The organism is Williamsia sp. DF01-3, assembly GCF_023051145.1.
In the GTDB taxonomy this organism is placed as follows: Bacteria; Actinomycetota; Actinomycetes; order Mycobacteriales; family Mycobacteriaceae; genus Williamsia.
Genome location: NZ_JALKFS010000005.1, coordinates 1,847,753 through 1,864,731, shown reverse-complemented (window position 1 = coordinate 1,864,731; position 16,979 = coordinate 1,847,753). Strand labels below are relative to the sequence as shown.

At 61.3% G+C, this 16,979-nt stretch carries 7 protein-coding genes; 1 reads left to right on the top strand and 6 read right to left on the bottom strand.

What is annotated here, in order from left to right; translation table 11 throughout:
- Positions 1-25: 25 nt before the first annotated feature.
- Positions 26-2,986 carry a DEAD/DEAH box helicase gene (locus MVA47_RS10875; RefSeq protein WP_247207907.1) on the bottom strand — a complete coding sequence of 987 codons (2,961 nt, stop codon included), beginning with the start codon at positions 2,984-2,986 and terminating at the stop codon, positions 26-28.
- Between the two features lie 82 nt (positions 2,987-3,068).
- Here MVA47_RS10875 and MVA47_RS10870 point away from each other — a divergent pair, with 82 nt between their 5' ends.
- The gene (locus MVA47_RS10870) at positions 3,069-5,426 is read left to right on the top strand and encodes a DUF262 domain-containing protein (protein WP_247207904.1); all 2,358 of its coding nucleotides are present in this window, start codon (positions 3,069-3,071) and stop codon (positions 5,424-5,426) included.
- Positions 5,427-5,428: 2 nt separating this feature from the next.
- On the opposite strand, the gene MVA47_RS10865 is transcribed toward MVA47_RS10870, so the two are convergent.
- Genes MVA47_RS10865 through MVA47_RS10845 form a run of 5 tightly spaced genes read right to left on the bottom strand, consistent with a single transcriptional unit; the run spans position 5,429 to position 16,968 of the window.
- Positions 5,429-6,238, bottom strand: coding sequence for an ATP-binding domain-containing protein (locus tag MVA47_RS10865; RefSeq protein ID WP_247207903.1), 810 nt, complete (start codon positions 6,236-6,238; stop codon positions 5,429-5,431).
- Positions 6,235-7,224, bottom strand: coding sequence for a UvrD-helicase domain-containing protein (locus MVA47_RS10860; protein WP_247207902.1), 990 nt, complete (start codon positions 7,222-7,224; stop codon positions 6,235-6,237). Before MVA47_RS10860 ends, MVA47_RS10865 begins: the two co-directional genes overlap by 4 nt.
- Entirely contained in the window at positions 7,221-9,389 is a 2,169-nt protein-coding gene (locus tag MVA47_RS10855) for a UvrD-helicase domain-containing protein (RefSeq protein WP_247207901.1), read from the bottom strand. Before MVA47_RS10855 ends, MVA47_RS10860 begins: the two co-directional genes overlap by 4 nt.
- Positions 9,386-15,652, bottom strand: coding sequence for a DEAD/DEAH box helicase (locus MVA47_RS10850; protein WP_247207899.1), 6,267 nt, complete (start codon positions 15,650-15,652; stop codon positions 9,386-9,388). The genes MVA47_RS10855 and MVA47_RS10850 overlap by 4 nt, the downstream gene beginning before the upstream one ends.
- Positions 15,649-16,968, bottom strand: coding sequence for a hypothetical protein (locus tag MVA47_RS10845; RefSeq protein ID WP_247207898.1), 1,320 nt, complete (start codon positions 16,966-16,968; stop codon positions 15,649-15,651). Before MVA47_RS10845 ends, MVA47_RS10850 begins: the two co-directional genes overlap by 4 nt.
- Positions 16,969-16,979 lie beyond the last annotated feature (11 nt).

Below are 16,979 nucleotides of genomic sequence, written 5' to 3'. Positions count from 1 at the left end.
CATCGCACTACCGACATTTGGTGAATCACTCGGTCGCCAAGTAATCCTCGAGGTTGAGCCCGCTCGTCTTGTCGACAACCCACTCCGTACCTCCGATACCGAAGACAAGTTTGCCTGCGACTGTTGACTTCAGGGATGCGGCAGCCATTGCCGCGTTCCTGAACGGTCTGTCGACAAGGTTGGCTGCGCCCGGCGCCCTGGCAACCCGGAACATACCGGTTTGGGGGTTGTGAAATCCGACGTACTCGTTTCCGTGGTAGTCCAGAGTCGCACGGATCTCGCCATCGGCCGAAAGTTTCACCCCTTCAATCAGATCCGGCTGCTTCACTGACTTCGTCGACTCGGGGACAGAAGATCGCCTGGGGCATTCGTCGACCGGCTTCACATCGGTCGTGGCTACTTCGTCCGTGCCCGGGACCGAGGTAGCCACGGACGAAGGTTCTTCTTCGTCAGACGCCAGGCCCAACAACCCCCAGGCGTTGAGCCCGTCCGCCACGAACTCGAGGTTCACCTCCAACGGGCCCACACGTGGTCGTCCGCGCTTTTCCGCAACCCATCGATCGACTGCGTGACGGACGCGATCTGCGTATATCCAGGCCGGAATCAAGTAGTACCGCGATGGGTCCGAGGACGTGTCTACGAACGCGCAAACGTCCGCCGGTTCGTTCTGCCGGATCTCGTCGCGCCGCAGACCTTTCCATACTCCCACGGCGCCACCTCGTACACGCACCACGTGCTCTACACCGGTTTTGTCGGTGACGGTGACGACGTGCCTGTGCGACCCCGCGTACGGCGAACTCTTCCCGCCGCGCCCGACAACGGCAGTAACGAACGCCTTGAGTGCATCTTCCTGTGTTCGATCGACATCGACGACCTGGCGTGGCGCGACGGTCGGCCGTGGCCGTGTCGGGCCACGTCCAACGATCCCTGGCATTGACGGCGCGGACTTCTGGCGGCGCTCCCAGTTCGGGCGTGAAGCCGGAGGACGAACATCGCTGACCGGCCCATCAGGAAGCTCGACGGCATCGATCACCGCTCCCGAATCAGGCTGGGGCGCCGAATCTTCTGATAGTCGGCCCCCAAGTGTGGTCCACAGTTCGACCATTCGCCGACTGGACAAGCGATGGGCCAGAAGACCCGAAACAGACAGGGCTTGCCCGAGTTCCACCGGCGTGAGCGTTCGATCGTTCAGGCGCTTGAACGTTGCCGCCAATCGGTCCAGAGCCGAAATGCGCTCCTCCGGCTGCGAACCTTCCCGGCCGCCGGCACCGACCAGATGACCGCCCACCCGCATCCAGTTGACACCGTCGAGACCGTTCATCAATCGCTCTTCGACTTCGAGGTCGGGCAGGACCTCCCGTAGCTCGCCCCATGTCGGAAAGCCGGCATATTCGTCGAATACATCGAGAATCGCTTGGTCGATCGACCAGTCGTCGGAGCGGATCACGGCCGAATCGTCTTGATGGAGGGATTCAGGCTCTTCCGGAGTGGGTTCGACGCCGTCCGCCAGCCATTCCCTCAACATGGCTGCTGCAGTTGCCGGATCGACGTCTTCGACCACCTCTGCCGCGTCGCGAAGTGTCTCGAAGTAGGTGTCTTCGGCATGGACGAGAGGATCTTCGATGGTCCCGTTGACGTAGATCACCACGACCACGGCACGACGCTTCCATCCGGCAGGTGCGATCACACGCCCCATCCGTTGCGCCATCTGTCCCCTATTCCTGCTCGCGCACATGATGATTCCAACCTGCGATGTCGGAACAGCGACGCCCTCGTCGAGCAATCTCGACGTCGCGAGTACTCGGAGAGCTCCGCTTGAGAACATCCCGATCAGCTCGGTTGCGTCGTCATTCTCGTAGATCGCCGACGAAGGGACATCCGCGGATTGCACAGCTGTGACCGCACTTTTCGAGGCTTGGTCGTTCTGCGTGAAGATCGTCGCCCGGTGCGCCTGGTCGAGCCCGTGGGCCAACTCGCCCACCGCCGCGGCTTTGGCCTGGCATTCCGCCATGACGCGACTGCGGGCGTGGTGGGCCTCTAGGTACTCACGTGCCAGGAACTTTGTTGAGCCGACCTCTGAATCTGCTGCAATGGTCCGAGCGGCAGCGTAGATCCCGTTCGCTGTGTCCACTCCATCATCGACGAGCTTGCGGACGGCCCGGTCGACACGCTTCGACAAGCGGTCGTATTCCTCTTTTTCCGCACGACGGAAGCTGACTCCGACGGTGAGGACACTGGGCGGCGCAAGAATCGACTCACTGATCGCGCGTTGGTAATCACAGCCCGCGATGGTTCGTCCGAAGAACGGCCTCAGCAGACGTTCTGATGCCTCGGCCGGCCATTCATAGGCGGCAGTGAGTCCGAGCCTTTCCTCGAATGACCTGAGCGGGAGCATGCCTCGGGAGTAGTCGCTGACGCTGAAACGCTGTATTTCGTCCGCAACCAGCAGACCTCCACGGTCGAAACCGGTGAATGTGCGCCCCTCCATGTCTGCCACGGTCGTGACCACCATCCGTTGCGACACCGACGAACCTTCGACAGCGCTGAGTCTGCCTATGGCGACGCCTGGAAACGCTTCTTCGAGGACTCGCGTCCACTGATCGACCAACTCACGATCGGGGACCAACACCACTGTCGGGACTCCGCGCCGACGCGCGTCTGCGATCGCAGCCACGCCGACATCGGTCTTTCCCGACCCGGTGACGGCTTCGACCACACCGTAACGGTCGTTGACCAACCATTCCTGCATTGCGTCCACTTGCCATGGTCGCAGTTGCCGGCGCATCTGCAGAGCTGCGGCGAACTCGGCCGGGCCGATCACCGACCACTTCCGTTCTCCCCCGCTCGGCGAGAACACGAAGTCGTTGCCGAGCAATTCGCGCTGGACCAGTTCGAGCGGCTGTTGGAGTCGCGCGGCCAAGTCTTCCGAGGCGAGCGCGCCGACACGCCTCAACTCACGCAGCATGGCTATCGCGAGCGTGTCCAATCCGGGCCTCCCATGTCGTCCTGGTCCGATAGGTTGATCTTCAAGCCATTAGATCAATAGATACCGACGGGGATGACAAAAGATGGAAGCTCGGGCGCAACGCATCCGCCAGCTGTTCGAAGGCGAGCAGTGCCTTGTGGTCCCCGTATTCCAGCGACCCTACGTGTGGAACCGCGTCAAGAATTGGGAACCGCTATGGGCTGACATCCTCACAATGGTCGACGCATTTTCGACTGACCCGGATTCAGAACCGCATTTCCTGGGTGCGGTCGTCCTCGACAGCAGCGAAAAGGACTCCGCGGACCTCAGTATTCGGCAGGTGATCGACGGACAACAACGGGTTACCACGCTCCAGGTTGTCCTCTGCGCAGTTCGTGACGCACTGGTGACGGCCGGAGCCGACACCAAGCAGGTAGCAACTCTGACCCGGATGACGCGCAACGAGGACGCGCTCTCGGACGCTGAATACGCCTCGTACAAGGTCTGGCCGACGCTCCGCGATCGTGCCGCCCTGAAATCCATTGTCGACAGCGCTGAACCCGGCGACGACAACACCATCGATGGCGATTCTCGGTTGCGTGATGCCTTCGACTACTTCTACGAGGCCGCCATGGTGTGGCTCGACGAAGCAGAAACAGATCCCCAGCGGGTCACCAACCTGGTCAAGGTCTTACGTGTCGGTCTGCAGTTGGTCGTCATCGAACTCACCGGTAACGACAACGCACAAGTCATCTTCGAGAGTTTGAACGACCGGGGCACTCCGCTGTTGCCCAGTGATCTGGTGAAGAACTCCCTCTTCCAGATGCTCGAGCGTCACGGCGCAGACGTTGAACGCATTTTCGACGAGCACTGGCGCCGGTTGGAGACACCCTTCTGGCAGCAAGACATACGCCAAGGTCGCCTGATCAGGTCGCGCCTGGACGCCTTCTTCGCTCACTTTCTCACCATGCGAACCGGTAACGAAGTCTTGGCCACGTCGCTCTTCACCCGATTCAAGGAACTCGCCGGTGGAATGACCCGTGATCAGCTGGTCGACCTGACCCGCGAGATCGCGGAAAACAGCGATCTTTACCGCGAGATAGTCGACCGATCGGCGGACGGCGAGCACAACCAACTACTCGAGACCGCCGACGTGCTGGACACATCGGTCATCTCGCCGGTGGTGCTGTTTCTCGACCACCACGCAGCCAGGGAAGACCGGACGCAAGCGTTCGGGTACATCGAATCGTGGTTGGTGCGACGGGCGGTGCTCCGCTCGACAAGCAAGAACTACAACCGCATGCTCCTCGACCTGCTGCAGGTACTCAAACGGTCCGAAGCTCCATACGCGCCCGCGGTTCGGGAGTTCCTGCTCTCGAACACCTCCGAATCCGGGCGCTGGCCCACCGATGACGAAATTCGTGAGGCGCTGGTTACCGCTCCGATCTTCAAACAACTCACGCGAGCCCGGACTCGACTGATCCTTCGCGGATGTGAACACGGCCTGCGAATCGACGCGGGCACAACCGCACCCACTGACCTGATCAACCATGACGTGGTGCCGCTACTGGTGGCAGACGGAACGGTTTCCGACGATTCGCGGGGGTCGATCGGGAACCTCTCACTGATATCGACTCCGCGGCCGAAAGGTTTGGCATCCGCGGCTCACTGGGAGGAGCGCCGGGAGTTTTTCGACAGCTCCATGCTGCTCATCGATGCTTACCTGCCAGACGACCTGACCGAGGTAGAACTCACCGCTCGCGGAGCAAACCTCGCGGAGGGCTTCGTTCGTTGTTGGCCGCACCCCCACACCGTGGTCAAGCAACCGACAGGCGACTCGGCTGCCAAAGACCCCGGCGCGACGGACGACTCGGACTGGGTCAACTCGATGTGGAGCGGGATTCGGGGGTTCTTCACGGGCATGCCGACGGGCACCGTGTCCCGTGTCGAGGAGACGGTACCAATCGAAGAAACGCCCATTCATGACGAACTACTGGCGGCACTTTCTGCCGACCCGGCCGACGGCTACGTGTTCCGAGAAGTGAATGGCGACCTCTACATCGAGAAGACCGCCGGCGCCATCCCCGCACCCGAATCCGCAGAGCAGGAGGCAGAGCACGCCGAACAACCAGCTACCGCGTGGACCGAGCCGGAGCAGTCCGAATCAGACGGCCGAACTCGCATCACGCATGACGAGACAATGCAGCAGCTGATCATTGCCGGTTACCTCGAGGAGGGCGATCAGGTATATCACGATCAACCTCGCAAAGGGCTTTCCTTCAGAGCAAGCATCGGGCGCGAAGGTAGGTTCGTGGTCGGCGGACGCGAGTTCGCCAGCCCGTCTGGAGCGCTGTCGAACGTCGTAGGAAACAGCAGAAACGGGTGGAAAGACTGGCGGCTCGAACGGACCAACGAAACCCTGGAGCAGGTTCGAGAGCGATTTCGCCGGAACAAGAAGTGATCTCAGGCCTCGTACGGGACCGCCAGGCCACCAACTCGAGGAACCAACCAGAAGCCCGAGCTGCCGAGTCCCGCCTCTTCGGTGAACCTGGGGTCGCCCGCGGCCGTCTCTACGGAGACGAGTTTCAGGCCGCGAACAGCTACGCCCTCCCACCCGTCCTTGTATCGATAGCCGAACTCATAGTCGATGGTCCTCCCGAACACTTCGCTGGTCTGGCCAACTTCGAAACCCTTTGGAGTCACGAGGGTGAAGACCGGTACGTCGTCATTCATCATCGTTTCGAAGCGTGCCGACAGGTCGGTGCCGGGGTCGAGCGCCACGAGGGCATCTTGAATAGCAGCAGACCGCGAAATGTCGCCGAACATCGGTGATTCGGTTGCCACGTCGCGGGATTGAAACTCGAACGACGCGGTGTACGACTTCTTCTGCTTGCTCTTCTTTCGTTCACGCTGACGGCCTTGTCTGTTCTCGAACCAAGACCACTCGTTCGGGATGTCGATGACCCCGACGTCATCCCGCGCTCGGCTCAGCGCCACATATCGTTCGCGAATCTCTGCCCACGCATCACCGTCTTCATGGGTGAAGTTGGGATGAACGAAGAATATTCTCTCGAACTCAAGACCTTTGGCCCGATGAATCGTCGAAACGATGACGTCCGCCGAATCCGGCTGCGTGAGCGTCAACGGGATTGTGCCTGCCCTGATCTTCTCCCGCACACGATTGAGGTTGAGCTGGTGCAGTGAGCGCTTGTTGGCTTCGGCTCCCTTCAGGAGGTACCAGACTTCGTCACTCTCGAGGGCTGACGACGTCAATTGGTCTGCCGCAAACTCGATATCGGTTCGGCTGACGTCAGGGCCGGCAAGGGGGCCAAGACTCCGGCTATCCACCTTGCAGCGCCGAAATCGGTGGCTTGGCGCCTGACCACGTGTCTGACATCGTGTTTCGTCAGCACACGCGAGACCCTCAGTACCTCAGCGTTTGACTTGCACAGGATGGCGGTCTTGCCTGCCGGCTCACGCAGGAAACCCCAATCATCGACGACGCCCGAGTGCGGAAGGGTGTCTTCGAACGTCTTGATCCGCTGTTGAGCCCCGGCGACAACATGATCCTCGCGAAGCACATTCCCCAGGGAGACGACTCGCTTTGGGAAGGCACCGCGCGCTCTGTAATTCGGCCCCAACGAGACCCGTTCGGCGTTGAATCGATCGGTCAATGCCGTGATGAACTGGGTCGACGTCGTCTTGCTACGAGAGTTGGCGAGTGTGAAGTCGTAGACAGCCTGTAGTGGATCACCGAGCGCTGTGAATCCCGCGTCTTCGTGCAGATTTTCTAGGATTGCCAACACCATCTCGGCGCGATCACCTACGAGATCCTGGACCTCGTCGAGGATGACGTGCTGGATATCCTCGACACCGTAGATGTCGTCGTCTCCATCGCTGAGTAGCTTTGTCGCCTGCCTGATGCGACTCTCGAAGTCTCCCACCGGCTCGATGTCATTCTCGACCAACAGGTAAGAGGCGAATGAGTCGAACGTACGCACATTGGTCTCCGCCATCTCACGATTCGCGATACGCGAGCGGACAGCATGCACCGCCGCACGTGAGAAACTCAGCACCAGCATCTCGGTAGACGGCGACAGACCTTCCTCGGTTGCCAAGTGCTCAACCCTGGACGCGACGACCTCGGTTTTCCCCTGGCCGGCGCCGGCGATCACCAGCAGCCGCGAGTCCGCGGGCGCCTCGGCAACAGCTGCCTGCTCGGGGTTGAGTTCGATGGCCCCGGACTCCGAACCTGTCATCCCGCCGCACCCAGCAGCTCCGTCGGCGGGCCTGCGTGGGTGACCGCCATGCGCTCACGAGCCCTTGAGCCGGCAACGTACAGAACACTTCGGAGCTTCTTCAGCTCTCGCTCGAACTCAGGTCCGGTCTTATTCGCAATGTAGTGCGGCGGAAAGTGTTTGTCGCCCAGCCGAGCGAGGATTACGCCTCGATACTCAAGTCCCTTGGCGCGGTGCATCGTCATCACTCTGACCACGTCGCCGAGCTTCTCCTCGCGGGTGTCTGCACCGACAATACTGTTCGAGATCCCCTCGCTGGTCAGAGCGCCGGAGATGGCTTCAGCATTTCGCTTTTCGTACGTGAAGACAGCAATATCGCCCGAGCTGAGCCCTTCAGCCTGCCAGGCCTTCACCGTCGCGGCGATGCCCTGATTCTCCTTCGCTTCGTTGGCAAACTCAAGACGCTCGGGCTCAGGTCCGCCAAACACCGACCGTGCTCCGGCAAGCGAATCCGACTCGACATCGAGATCGTCCACCTCGGGATCTGCGACGAGAAGTGTCCACTTCAGGATTTCGCGGCTGGTCCGGTAGTTGATCGTCAGGCGCCGTGACCGGCCGCGTGTCTCGATCCCATACCGTGAGAGCGGAGTCGGCCTCCCGTAGATCCGTTGGTGTGCATCACCGACGATGAAGAGATCATCGGTGCCCTCTTTGATCAACGTACGCAGCATCTTCCAGTGCGCCGGATGCAAGTCCTGCGCCTCATCGACAACTGCGTGCCGATAGTTGAACTGGTCGCGCAGTTTCGGATCACCATGTAGCGCAGCCGCGGCCCGAGCAGCCAACTCCGTGAAGGTGATCAGTCCTTCCGCACGCATAAGGCGCTGGAATTGTTCGATCACCTTCCAGACGTCCGCACGCTGCGGACGGCTCAGCCGCTGCGACCGCCCGCTCCGAGCTACCCGTAGATACCCGGTCTCGTCCTCGATCGAATTGCCCAGCACAACCAGGGACCATTCTTCATTCAGAAACGCGGGATCCCAGGTGCCGCTCGCGACATAGGCCGCAGTCTTCCAGAGTTCGGCCACCTTGCCGTCATCGTCCTGAACGAGCGTCGAGTGGTTGACCAGGGTTCGTCCGGCATCGGTGGCAGAGACGATTGCCCGCGCCAACGCGTCCACATTCAGGATGTCGACCCGCTTCGTGATGTCCGGTCCCGCGAGTTGCACCAGCTGGGCCTCGATGGCGCGGACCAGGTTCCTTGTATACGTCGTCAGCAGAACCTTTTTCGAGGTTTCTTCCGATTCCAATCGCTCGGCGAGGTGGCGGACCCGGTGAATCGCAGTCACGGTCTTGCCGGTTCCCGCGCCGCCGGTGACCCGAAACGGTCCGTTCCAACCGTCGTGCAGGGCCAGCTTCCGCTGCAGCGGATGAAGCCATACGCGCCACTTCGCGAAATCGCCTTCTAGCACAGCGCGGAGTTCGGCCTCGTTGTCTGCATCCGCCGCGGTGAAACTCAGCCTGGAGACAGGGCGTTTCAGCGCACCTTGCATATCTTCGACGTCGATGGGGCCCGAATCGTCGATTGCATGGTCACTCCAGACCTCGTCGGGACTCTTGCCGAACGCGAGGTCGAGGACGGCGCTTCCCTGAGTGCTCGGTAGCGCCTCGGCAATGGCGAGGAACGGCGATTCTCCCACAACCACTTTGAGCTTCTTTGCGATCTCAGCCGCCACACCAAAACGTTCCAGGTCGCTCTGCCGCACCGACGCCGGCATATAGGGCTTGGGGCCCTTGGCCACCTTCGTCGGGGCATCGTCGATCGCCTTCTTGAGGGCGATGGGATCATAGATCTCTGCTGCGCCAGTCCTGGCGTTCACCTCAGCCGTGAGCGATTCAGCCAATGCGTAGGCGTCATCGTGCTTCTTCACCGCCACCAGGTAGAGCGTGGAGTCGGATTCGCTGTCTCCGCCCGGGTCCAGCAACACCGCGCGATAGTTGTCAGTCACCCGTGCAGTCCGGATGTACTTGTTCGTGGCTCCTCTGGGCTTCTTGAAGTCGAGACCTGTCCCATCGGGATCTTGCTGCAACTTCACCATGAAGTTCAGAACACGCGACTTGATGCTGCCGTCGAGCTTTCCGTACGAGTCCTGGAACAACTCGTGCATCTGTACGTACTTGGTCATGCTCGCCCTCCCTTCACCATTTCAACAACCTGACCCGCGGTGGAACCACCGTCCTCGCCGTCGACCCGGAAGACGTGCCATGCGTTCTCAGACAACCATCGGTCCCGGTTTTCGTCGACGTCGAGGACCACCGCAACTCTCGGCTCCTCCCACGCCATCTCCACCTGCCACACCGACTCGTCAGGCCCCACTTCGGCACCAGGTTCAGGCACCGGCACGTCAGTCCGTGCCAGCACATCGATGACCTCCGACGCCGCAGGATCGGTGTACTTGACGACTTGTTCCCATTCGTCAGACATCTTGAATGCGAAGTCGGTTCTACCGGCAGAGACCAACGACAGCGGCACCGGGTGAGCGAGAAACTCGCCGATCGACTTCTTCGTCCACACAGCGGCCATCCGCCGCGGCATCGTTGCTCCGAATGTCGGAAGGGTCAAGAACTGCAGGATGTTCGACCACCGCAACCAGTCGCGCCATCTCGCTTCGTGCTGTGCACCTCCGACCTCGGTATCCGAGTCGTCGAGGACTGCGAGCACACTGAGCGTGGGTTGGAAGTCCGAGGAATCGGCGCAGATGTACACCGGGAGCTTGCTCAACCCGAACCGAGGGACGATCACGACCGAGCTGGCCGTATCCGTCGGAGGAGCTGAACCCTTGACCACCGCTGACAGCGCCGCACCGACATCGGCCACGCTGACCTGAACCGGTCCCGATTCACCGTGATTCACCGACGGGTTGACCATCGCAAGAATGGTCGCCTCGGCGCCCGCGCCCCAGATCTCGGCATCGGGATCTGTCATGTACTCGATGAGGAAATCGATCGGGTTGTCCCACATGTGCCGGACCCGATTGTCCAGTCCCTGTTCGCCGGCCGCGTTCTTCACGTGTTGATGGACGAGGTCGGCGATCTCTGCCTTGCGACTCGTCGCTTCGAACGCGGCTACGTCGTCCCAGGAAATCGACCAGACGCGCTTGTCGGCACGTCTGAGTGCGTCACGCTTCCGGGCATCGTCGGCTGTCCGGTTGTGCTCCACACTCGCATGAAACTGTTTACCGTCGAGATAGATCGCGATGTCCGCTGTCTGCGCATCGACGCGAGTCAGCAAGAAGTCGGGCTCTGTAGCGACACCTAGTTCGACCATCTGGACCAGAGGGCGCATCCGCCAACGCCGTACGTCTCCATCCGACCCCCGAAGCCGGATGTCGAGTTCCTCGCCTTTCGACCCCAACGACACCTCGTACGACCAACCCTCGCGCTGGTCAATGCGGACTTTGAGTGCCTCCCGGAACCTGATCTCGAGTTCGCTCAGCTGCACCTTACCGATGTCGACGCCGGTTACCGTCTCGATTTCCTCGACATCCCACTCGTTGAGGAACTCTTCGAGCAGCCGCAACGCAGACTCCCGCGACGCATTCGGCATCTCGCGAGGAGAAAGGACACCGTAGAGGCACCGATGGCAGGCTGCGCGTGCCTCCGTGCGACACGGACACTGCGCAAGCGCATCCCGAGCAAGCGTGAGTATGTGGCGAAGCCGTTCAGGTTCGCCGAAGCGATCGAGGTAGCCGGTGCCGCCCGGCACCGTGTCATGCAAGACAAGGAAGCGTCGGACCGAGCCGCCGGAGTCGGTCATGCTCGACGCCACGACGGCGAGATGCTGCGGGTCACCCCCGAAGTCTTTACGAAGCCCGAGAAGAAGCGCGCCCTTGAACGACGCCAGAGTGGTCTCGAAATGCAACAGCGACACCGGAAGCAGCAATCGTACGGCCTGCGTGTTGAGTTCGTGCGACAGCAACAGGCGGACCCACTGCTCATCACCGCCGCGGCGCGTGACGCAGTACCCGCGGTGGCGCACGTCCGCGGTGACCGATCGACGACGCGCGACCACACCACAATGAGCACAGGTCGTGAAACCGGGAGCATTCTTTGTCTCCCCCGCGACCGTGATGTCTTCGCCGGCGGCATCACCGAAACCGGTGTTGATCGTGCGGACCAGCGCGGTGCGTGCGTACTCCGCGCCAAAAGCCTTGTCTTTTAACCGCCATGCCTTCGTGATGTCTCCCGTGGCGATGTCGACACCGGTGATCGTTCCGAAGAACGTTCTCGTGCGGTCCTCGGCATCCTCATCGATCAGCACATCGTCGAGCCGGTGGACCGCAGAGACCTTCCGTAGTCTGATCACGTCGTGTACGGCCCCGGCGTCAGCGACGGATGCCGAGTGACACCGGGGGCATGACCCTCCGGAAGGTGCGGAAGCTGAAGCACCCCAACCACAGTCAGGACACAACCGAGTGGCGGACCAGTGTGGCTTCGCGGTCGGTCCGACGTCAAGGGCATCGATTTCGACCCGCTTACCGCCGGCGTAGAAGACTGCGCCGGGAGCGAGTTCGGTGAGCGCATTCGCACTGCCGCGCTCGTATGTCAGGTCGAGTGCTTGGGACTCGCCTCGATCCTGGGGTGTCTTGCCCGGGTTGGTCCACCACAAATGGACGTCCAGGGTCGTCGAGTCGTCGAGGAGGTTGTAGTTCGGTAGCAACCCAACGCCGGATAGTCCGGTGAGGGTTTCGACGGTACTTCGCTCGTAGAGTTGCTCACTCAACGCCTTGTACTCGCCCGCACAGCGTTTGCGGTCTTCCTTCTCGGTCTCGCCGAGGTGGCCGTGTTTGTCGATCTCGGCAAGGGTGTCGGCGAGGCCGGCCATCCGCTCCCGGATGTCGTTCGACTCGGAGGTCCATCTGGCCGCCGCCTCCGCCACCATGATGCGTAATCCACCCACGGCGTACTCACGGAGTCGTTCGCGTGAGTCGGCCGCGAGCTGCGTCCCGAAGAGCAGTAGGTACTCATCGAGAAGGGCGTCAGCGTCGGTCGTGACTGCGTCGACGACCGACCGTAACCAGTTGCCCTGGTCCATCCCGGCTTCGAGGCATTCGGTCAACCGGGTCGGCATTGGTTGCGGCACATCGAGTTTGCCTGTTGCCAATCGGTCCAGGCAGTAGGCGAAGTATTGGCGCTGCAACAGTTCTGTCGCATCGAGGTATGCACCGGGCGGCAGAACCTCGCCGGCCAGCAGATGCGCGGGCTCGGCGAAGTAGTAGAGATCGCGCGGCGAGGTCGGTACGGCGGCCAGGATGAATGCGTTACCGGTCGAGCGCCCGGCGCGTCCCACGCGCTGGAGATAACTCGCGGTCGATCTCGGCAGTGACGCGAGTGCGACTGTACTGAGGTCGCCGATGTCGATACCGAGCTCGAGCGTTGGAGTGCACGCCAGGATGTTCGGGTCCGTGGCAGATCCGCCCACCTTGAACCGCGCCTCCACGTCCTCCCGTTCATCGCGAGACAGCAGGCCGGTGTGCTCTGCGCTGACGATCCGCCGGATACTGCCTCCGCGATACATGGATCGGTAGAAGTTGGTGGGCTCGATCGGCGCAATCGAAAGTGTTCCCGTGCAACGCATGCGCGGGCAGGGTGCACCTTCCCAGAGCGAGACACGCGCTCGCGGAGATGGCTGAACGTGGTGGCACACCGGGCATCCGAGTCGAGCGACGTCTACGGAACTGAGGACCAGCGACTCCGGAGACAGACCATAGATGTGGGACCCCTTCTCGCCCGATCGCCGCTGGACGGGGCCATCGGCGCTAGCCAACAGATCGACGGCCGCTGCCGTCAGGGTCTTGGCCTCGCCGGTCGTGACCCCGAGGCAACGTTTCGCCCAGTCGGTGAGCCAGGACTCGCCACGAGGGTTGACCGACTGAAAGTCACTGTCTCCGACGGTCCCGGTCGTATAGAACGCCGGCGCCGGTCGTCCTCGCGGGAACTTGGGCATCCCCTCGGCGCTTCCGCCCCAGATCGACCATCGCTTGCCCTCATCCTTGATGTAGGTGTTGAGCCACGGATGGAGTATTCCGCCGTTGACGCGGAGGTGGTCGAGGAGTCCGAGCAGCCAGGTCCGGTACGCACCGGAGGGCAGGGCGGCGGCGAGACTGAGTTGTGGGAGATTCTGATGTGCCTCGCGTGCTCGTTGACCGAAGACGTCTAGATCGACGTCGACGTCGACCGACAGTGCCGAGGTCAGCTCGAGCGTGCGTCCGGTCCGCGATCCGAGCCCGACCTCGAGTTGTGCTTGAAACGCCAATCGAATGGCGAGGAGGCGACGGGTTCGGTTCCCCGGATCGTGGTCTAGCCAATCGGCATCGACGCCTAGGCGGCGCGCAAAATCTGGTGGAGCGATGGCATAAAGATCATCCGTCGAGGTGTCACCGGCCAATCGATCAATGGCATCAGCGAGGGTTGCTGTTTCGCCGCCGACGCCGCGAAACAGAGCCGATCGGAAATTGAAGGCGAACGCTCTACCTTCGATGAAGGCGGCCCGGTGAGCGGCATCTTGGACCGAGTCGGTGAAGACAAGGGTCTTCTTCTCATCGGTCGCCAACAAGTGCGAGCCGAATTCGGTGGTCAACCCCACGCTGAGCAAGGTGGCAACGCTGGACCCCATGAAGCGAATCGAGTTGCGGGCCGCACAGGAGGGACACACCTCGTTGGCCGCATCTTCGTCGGAGTCGGATACGTGCACCGGGATCGTGCTGTCACCGGACGCCGTCTGTATCTCGAAGGTCTCGGTGTCCAGATGCCGAACTCCCTGTTCGCCCTCCTCGGCGACCAGTAAGGCTCGGGTCTTCGAACGACTCGAGGGCCTCACACTGTTGCGCCAGACCGCAACCGCCTCGTCTGACAGCGTATCGCCGAGTTCGGTGGTCGCAGCCATCCAGCCGGAGCGTCCACACACGCGGCAGTAGGCGGCAGGAAGATGTCGGGTGCCCGTCTCCGGACCATCGTGCCACCATCGGAAGTCAGGTTCCGCCGAGACGGTACGAAGCATCCGGCTGACCTCGCGCACCCAGATCTGCACCTGAATGTTCACCAGAGGTCGAACGTATCCCTGCGCATCCCGCACTCGCGCAACGGAGAGCAACGCAAGGAAGCGCATCAGAGCAGCTTCGACTTCATCTGGTCGAGTCGCATTGTGAACGCCCCACGGCAGGATGCCTGCCTGCGTGATCCGAGCTACCGCATCCGTCACGGTCAGTGGATCATCCTTGAGCACATCGATGACGACCCTGGTGAGGAAGTGCTTCTGGAGCGCTTCGCCCACCGCAATGGGGTCACCTAACCCTCCATCTGCCTCGCCGCCGGCCGCCGTGGATACGACCTGTGCCAGCGCGGTCCATGATTCCGGCTTTGCCGACTCCGGAATCGGGGTATCTAGGATCGCCTCGACTGCCGGGATGTCGAGCGCAAAGTCGACGTTTGGTACGAGATCTGTTGCTGACAGAGCTGTTTCAACAACAAGCGAGGCAGGATCGAAAGGGGTACCGAAAACGGTCTCCGCGAAGTCGCGAAGGTCTTGCGATCGGGACCCACCACCAAGTGTCGCCGATGTGGCGACCGGAGTCACGCGTCCTAGCGGCCGTCCTTCGCCCGCAACGCCGATCTTCGCGCCGAGCCGGCGGATAAGCATTGCGACATCGGTTCCCTGGGCTCCGTCATAGGTATGGAACTCATCGAGAACCAAGAACTGCAGGGAAGTCGCGGCGTTCGCCCACAACGAGGTGTCTGCCTGGCGCAGGAGCAGCAGATCGAGCATCCGATAATTCGTCAGTAAGATGTCAGGTGGGTTCTGCCGCAGAGTGTCGCGATGGTCGACAAGTGCGTACTTCGTTGCGATTCGACGTCTTCCCTCGCCGCCGATGTAGACACCTGCGGTCACACCGTTCAGAGCCGGATCGTCGTGAATGTACGCCGCGAGCCGACGCGCCTGGTCAGTAACCAAGGCGTTCATCGGGTACAGAATGATCGCTTTGATTCCAGACTCACCTCGAGCTCGCGCCCGTCTTGCGTGATCGAGAAGAGGTACCAGAAAAGACTCCGTCTTACCTGAACCCGTACCCGTGGTGAGAATGGTCGGTTGTGCTGGCTTCCCGTTGGTCGAGAGCCTCTGGAACGCCTCCGCCTGGTGCTGAAATGGCCTGAAGCCCTGTGGAAGCCATTCGAGTGGCGACACCCAACCTGGACCCACGGGGCGGTAGGGTGTGCGGATCTTTAGGTACGGCCCGCGAAAGATCCCCGTCGCCGGGTCACCGAGGAACGTTCGTAGAGCTGACTGTGCACCGGGATCTGACAGAGCGAATGTCGTCGACAGGTACTCGACGATCGATCCACGCGCTTCTTCCGCCAGAAGGGAGGGAAAAGTCGGCTCTGAATTGGTCATTCGCTGGCCAACCGCTGTTCGAAGTCCGCATACGCTGCACGCATCTCGGTCTCACGATCAGCCTTGTAAAACCACGGTCGATCGTGATCTCCATCCGGCTCAAATGGTGTGTGGCGCTCCAGGAAATCTCCGGAATCCTCCCCGTCCATCCAGGCCATCAACAGCTTGTAGTCATCCTTCTGCTGCCGAACTCCTTGTGTGTGATAATCTTTGGCGATCTTGCGACCGTCGGCATCAAAGTACATCTCGTACTCGTACTTGCGGAGAACAGGGAACTGGGCCCGGAACACCAACGCAAGATGCTCAGCCGTCAGTCCCAACATGAGTGCCGCAAGGGCATCGATCTCGACCAATGCTGCGCGGCGTTCGAAGTCAGTGCGAAGAGGTGTCTTCATCGACCACGCCCCAGCACCGATGGCCATGGACCCGCACATGCCAGCAAAAGCACTCGACCACGCCAAATCATTAAAGCTTCTCTTGTAAAGCGACTCCCAGAGCGGAGCATAGTCCGTGGTCAAACAATTCAACCTCAGCGTGCGCAAGAGAAGCATGTCGGCGGCGGGGTGATCAACGGGCGCCGGAAATCGATCAATCAGCTCGGCTTGCACATCCGCTTTTCCGCTCACTTTCACCAAATAATCGTATGGCAGCGAACTCCATAGCCCTGCAACCAAAGCCGTCTTCGCGAGGTCGGCTACACCTTCCTCACCGTCAAGCTGTTTACAGGTGCCAGCACATGTACACACGATCAACGAGTTGATCGTGTTTACATGTGCTGCCCCCGGCGGGATCAGCGCCGCATGTAGCGATCGTTCGAGACCCGGTTGCGTCATACGCCGCCACGCAACCCGCCAGTAGTCGGTTGCAGGACGATTCCCCCACCGAGGTATCCCGGCTTCGTAGGTGTCCCGATCAGTCGCCCTCTGATAGTTGGTCCGCGGGATCACCGACTCCGGAAGGGCTTCGAGGTCGAGCATCGTCCAGTCCTTGTTCGACTTGCAAGGGTTGTTGGGTTCGCGCACTAGCGGATTACCGACAGTAAAGTGAGGCCCCTGCAAAACGACCTCACTCCACGAATCAGCGTTTTCCGTGCGCCACTCTATGTACCCATCCTTCTTGCCCTTATCTTCGTCGAAGCATCGGGTCCACCGATACCCAACGTCACTCAGTCGCTTCGGCTGCCGAGCCAACGTAGCGAGTACGTCGATATGCTCGGCGGTCAGCGGCCGGAGAAGCCTCGATTGCAACGCAGGAGTACCCGGCGGATCAAATAGCCGCCCCCATTCATCAAGAGTCGGCTCATCGACCAAGGTCACACGTGATTTGT

Bases quoted from the DNA above. Each gene is read 5' to 3' on its own strand.
- MVA47_RS10870 (WP_247207904.1), top strand. From the start codon at position 3,069: ATGGAAGCTCGGGCGCAACGCATCCGCCAGCTGTTCGAAGGCGAGCAG.
- MVA47_RS10860 (WP_247207902.1), bottom strand. From the start codon at position 7,224: ATGACAGGTTCGGAGTCCGGGGCCATCGAACTCAACCCCGAGCAGGCA.
- MVA47_RS10855 (WP_247207901.1), bottom strand. From the start codon at position 9,389: ATGACCAAGTACGTACAGATGCACGAGTTGTTCCAGGACTCGTACGGA.
- MVA47_RS10850 (WP_247207899.1), bottom strand. From the start codon at position 15,652: ATGACCAATTCAGAGCCGACTTTTCCCTCCCTTCTGGCGGAAGAAGCG.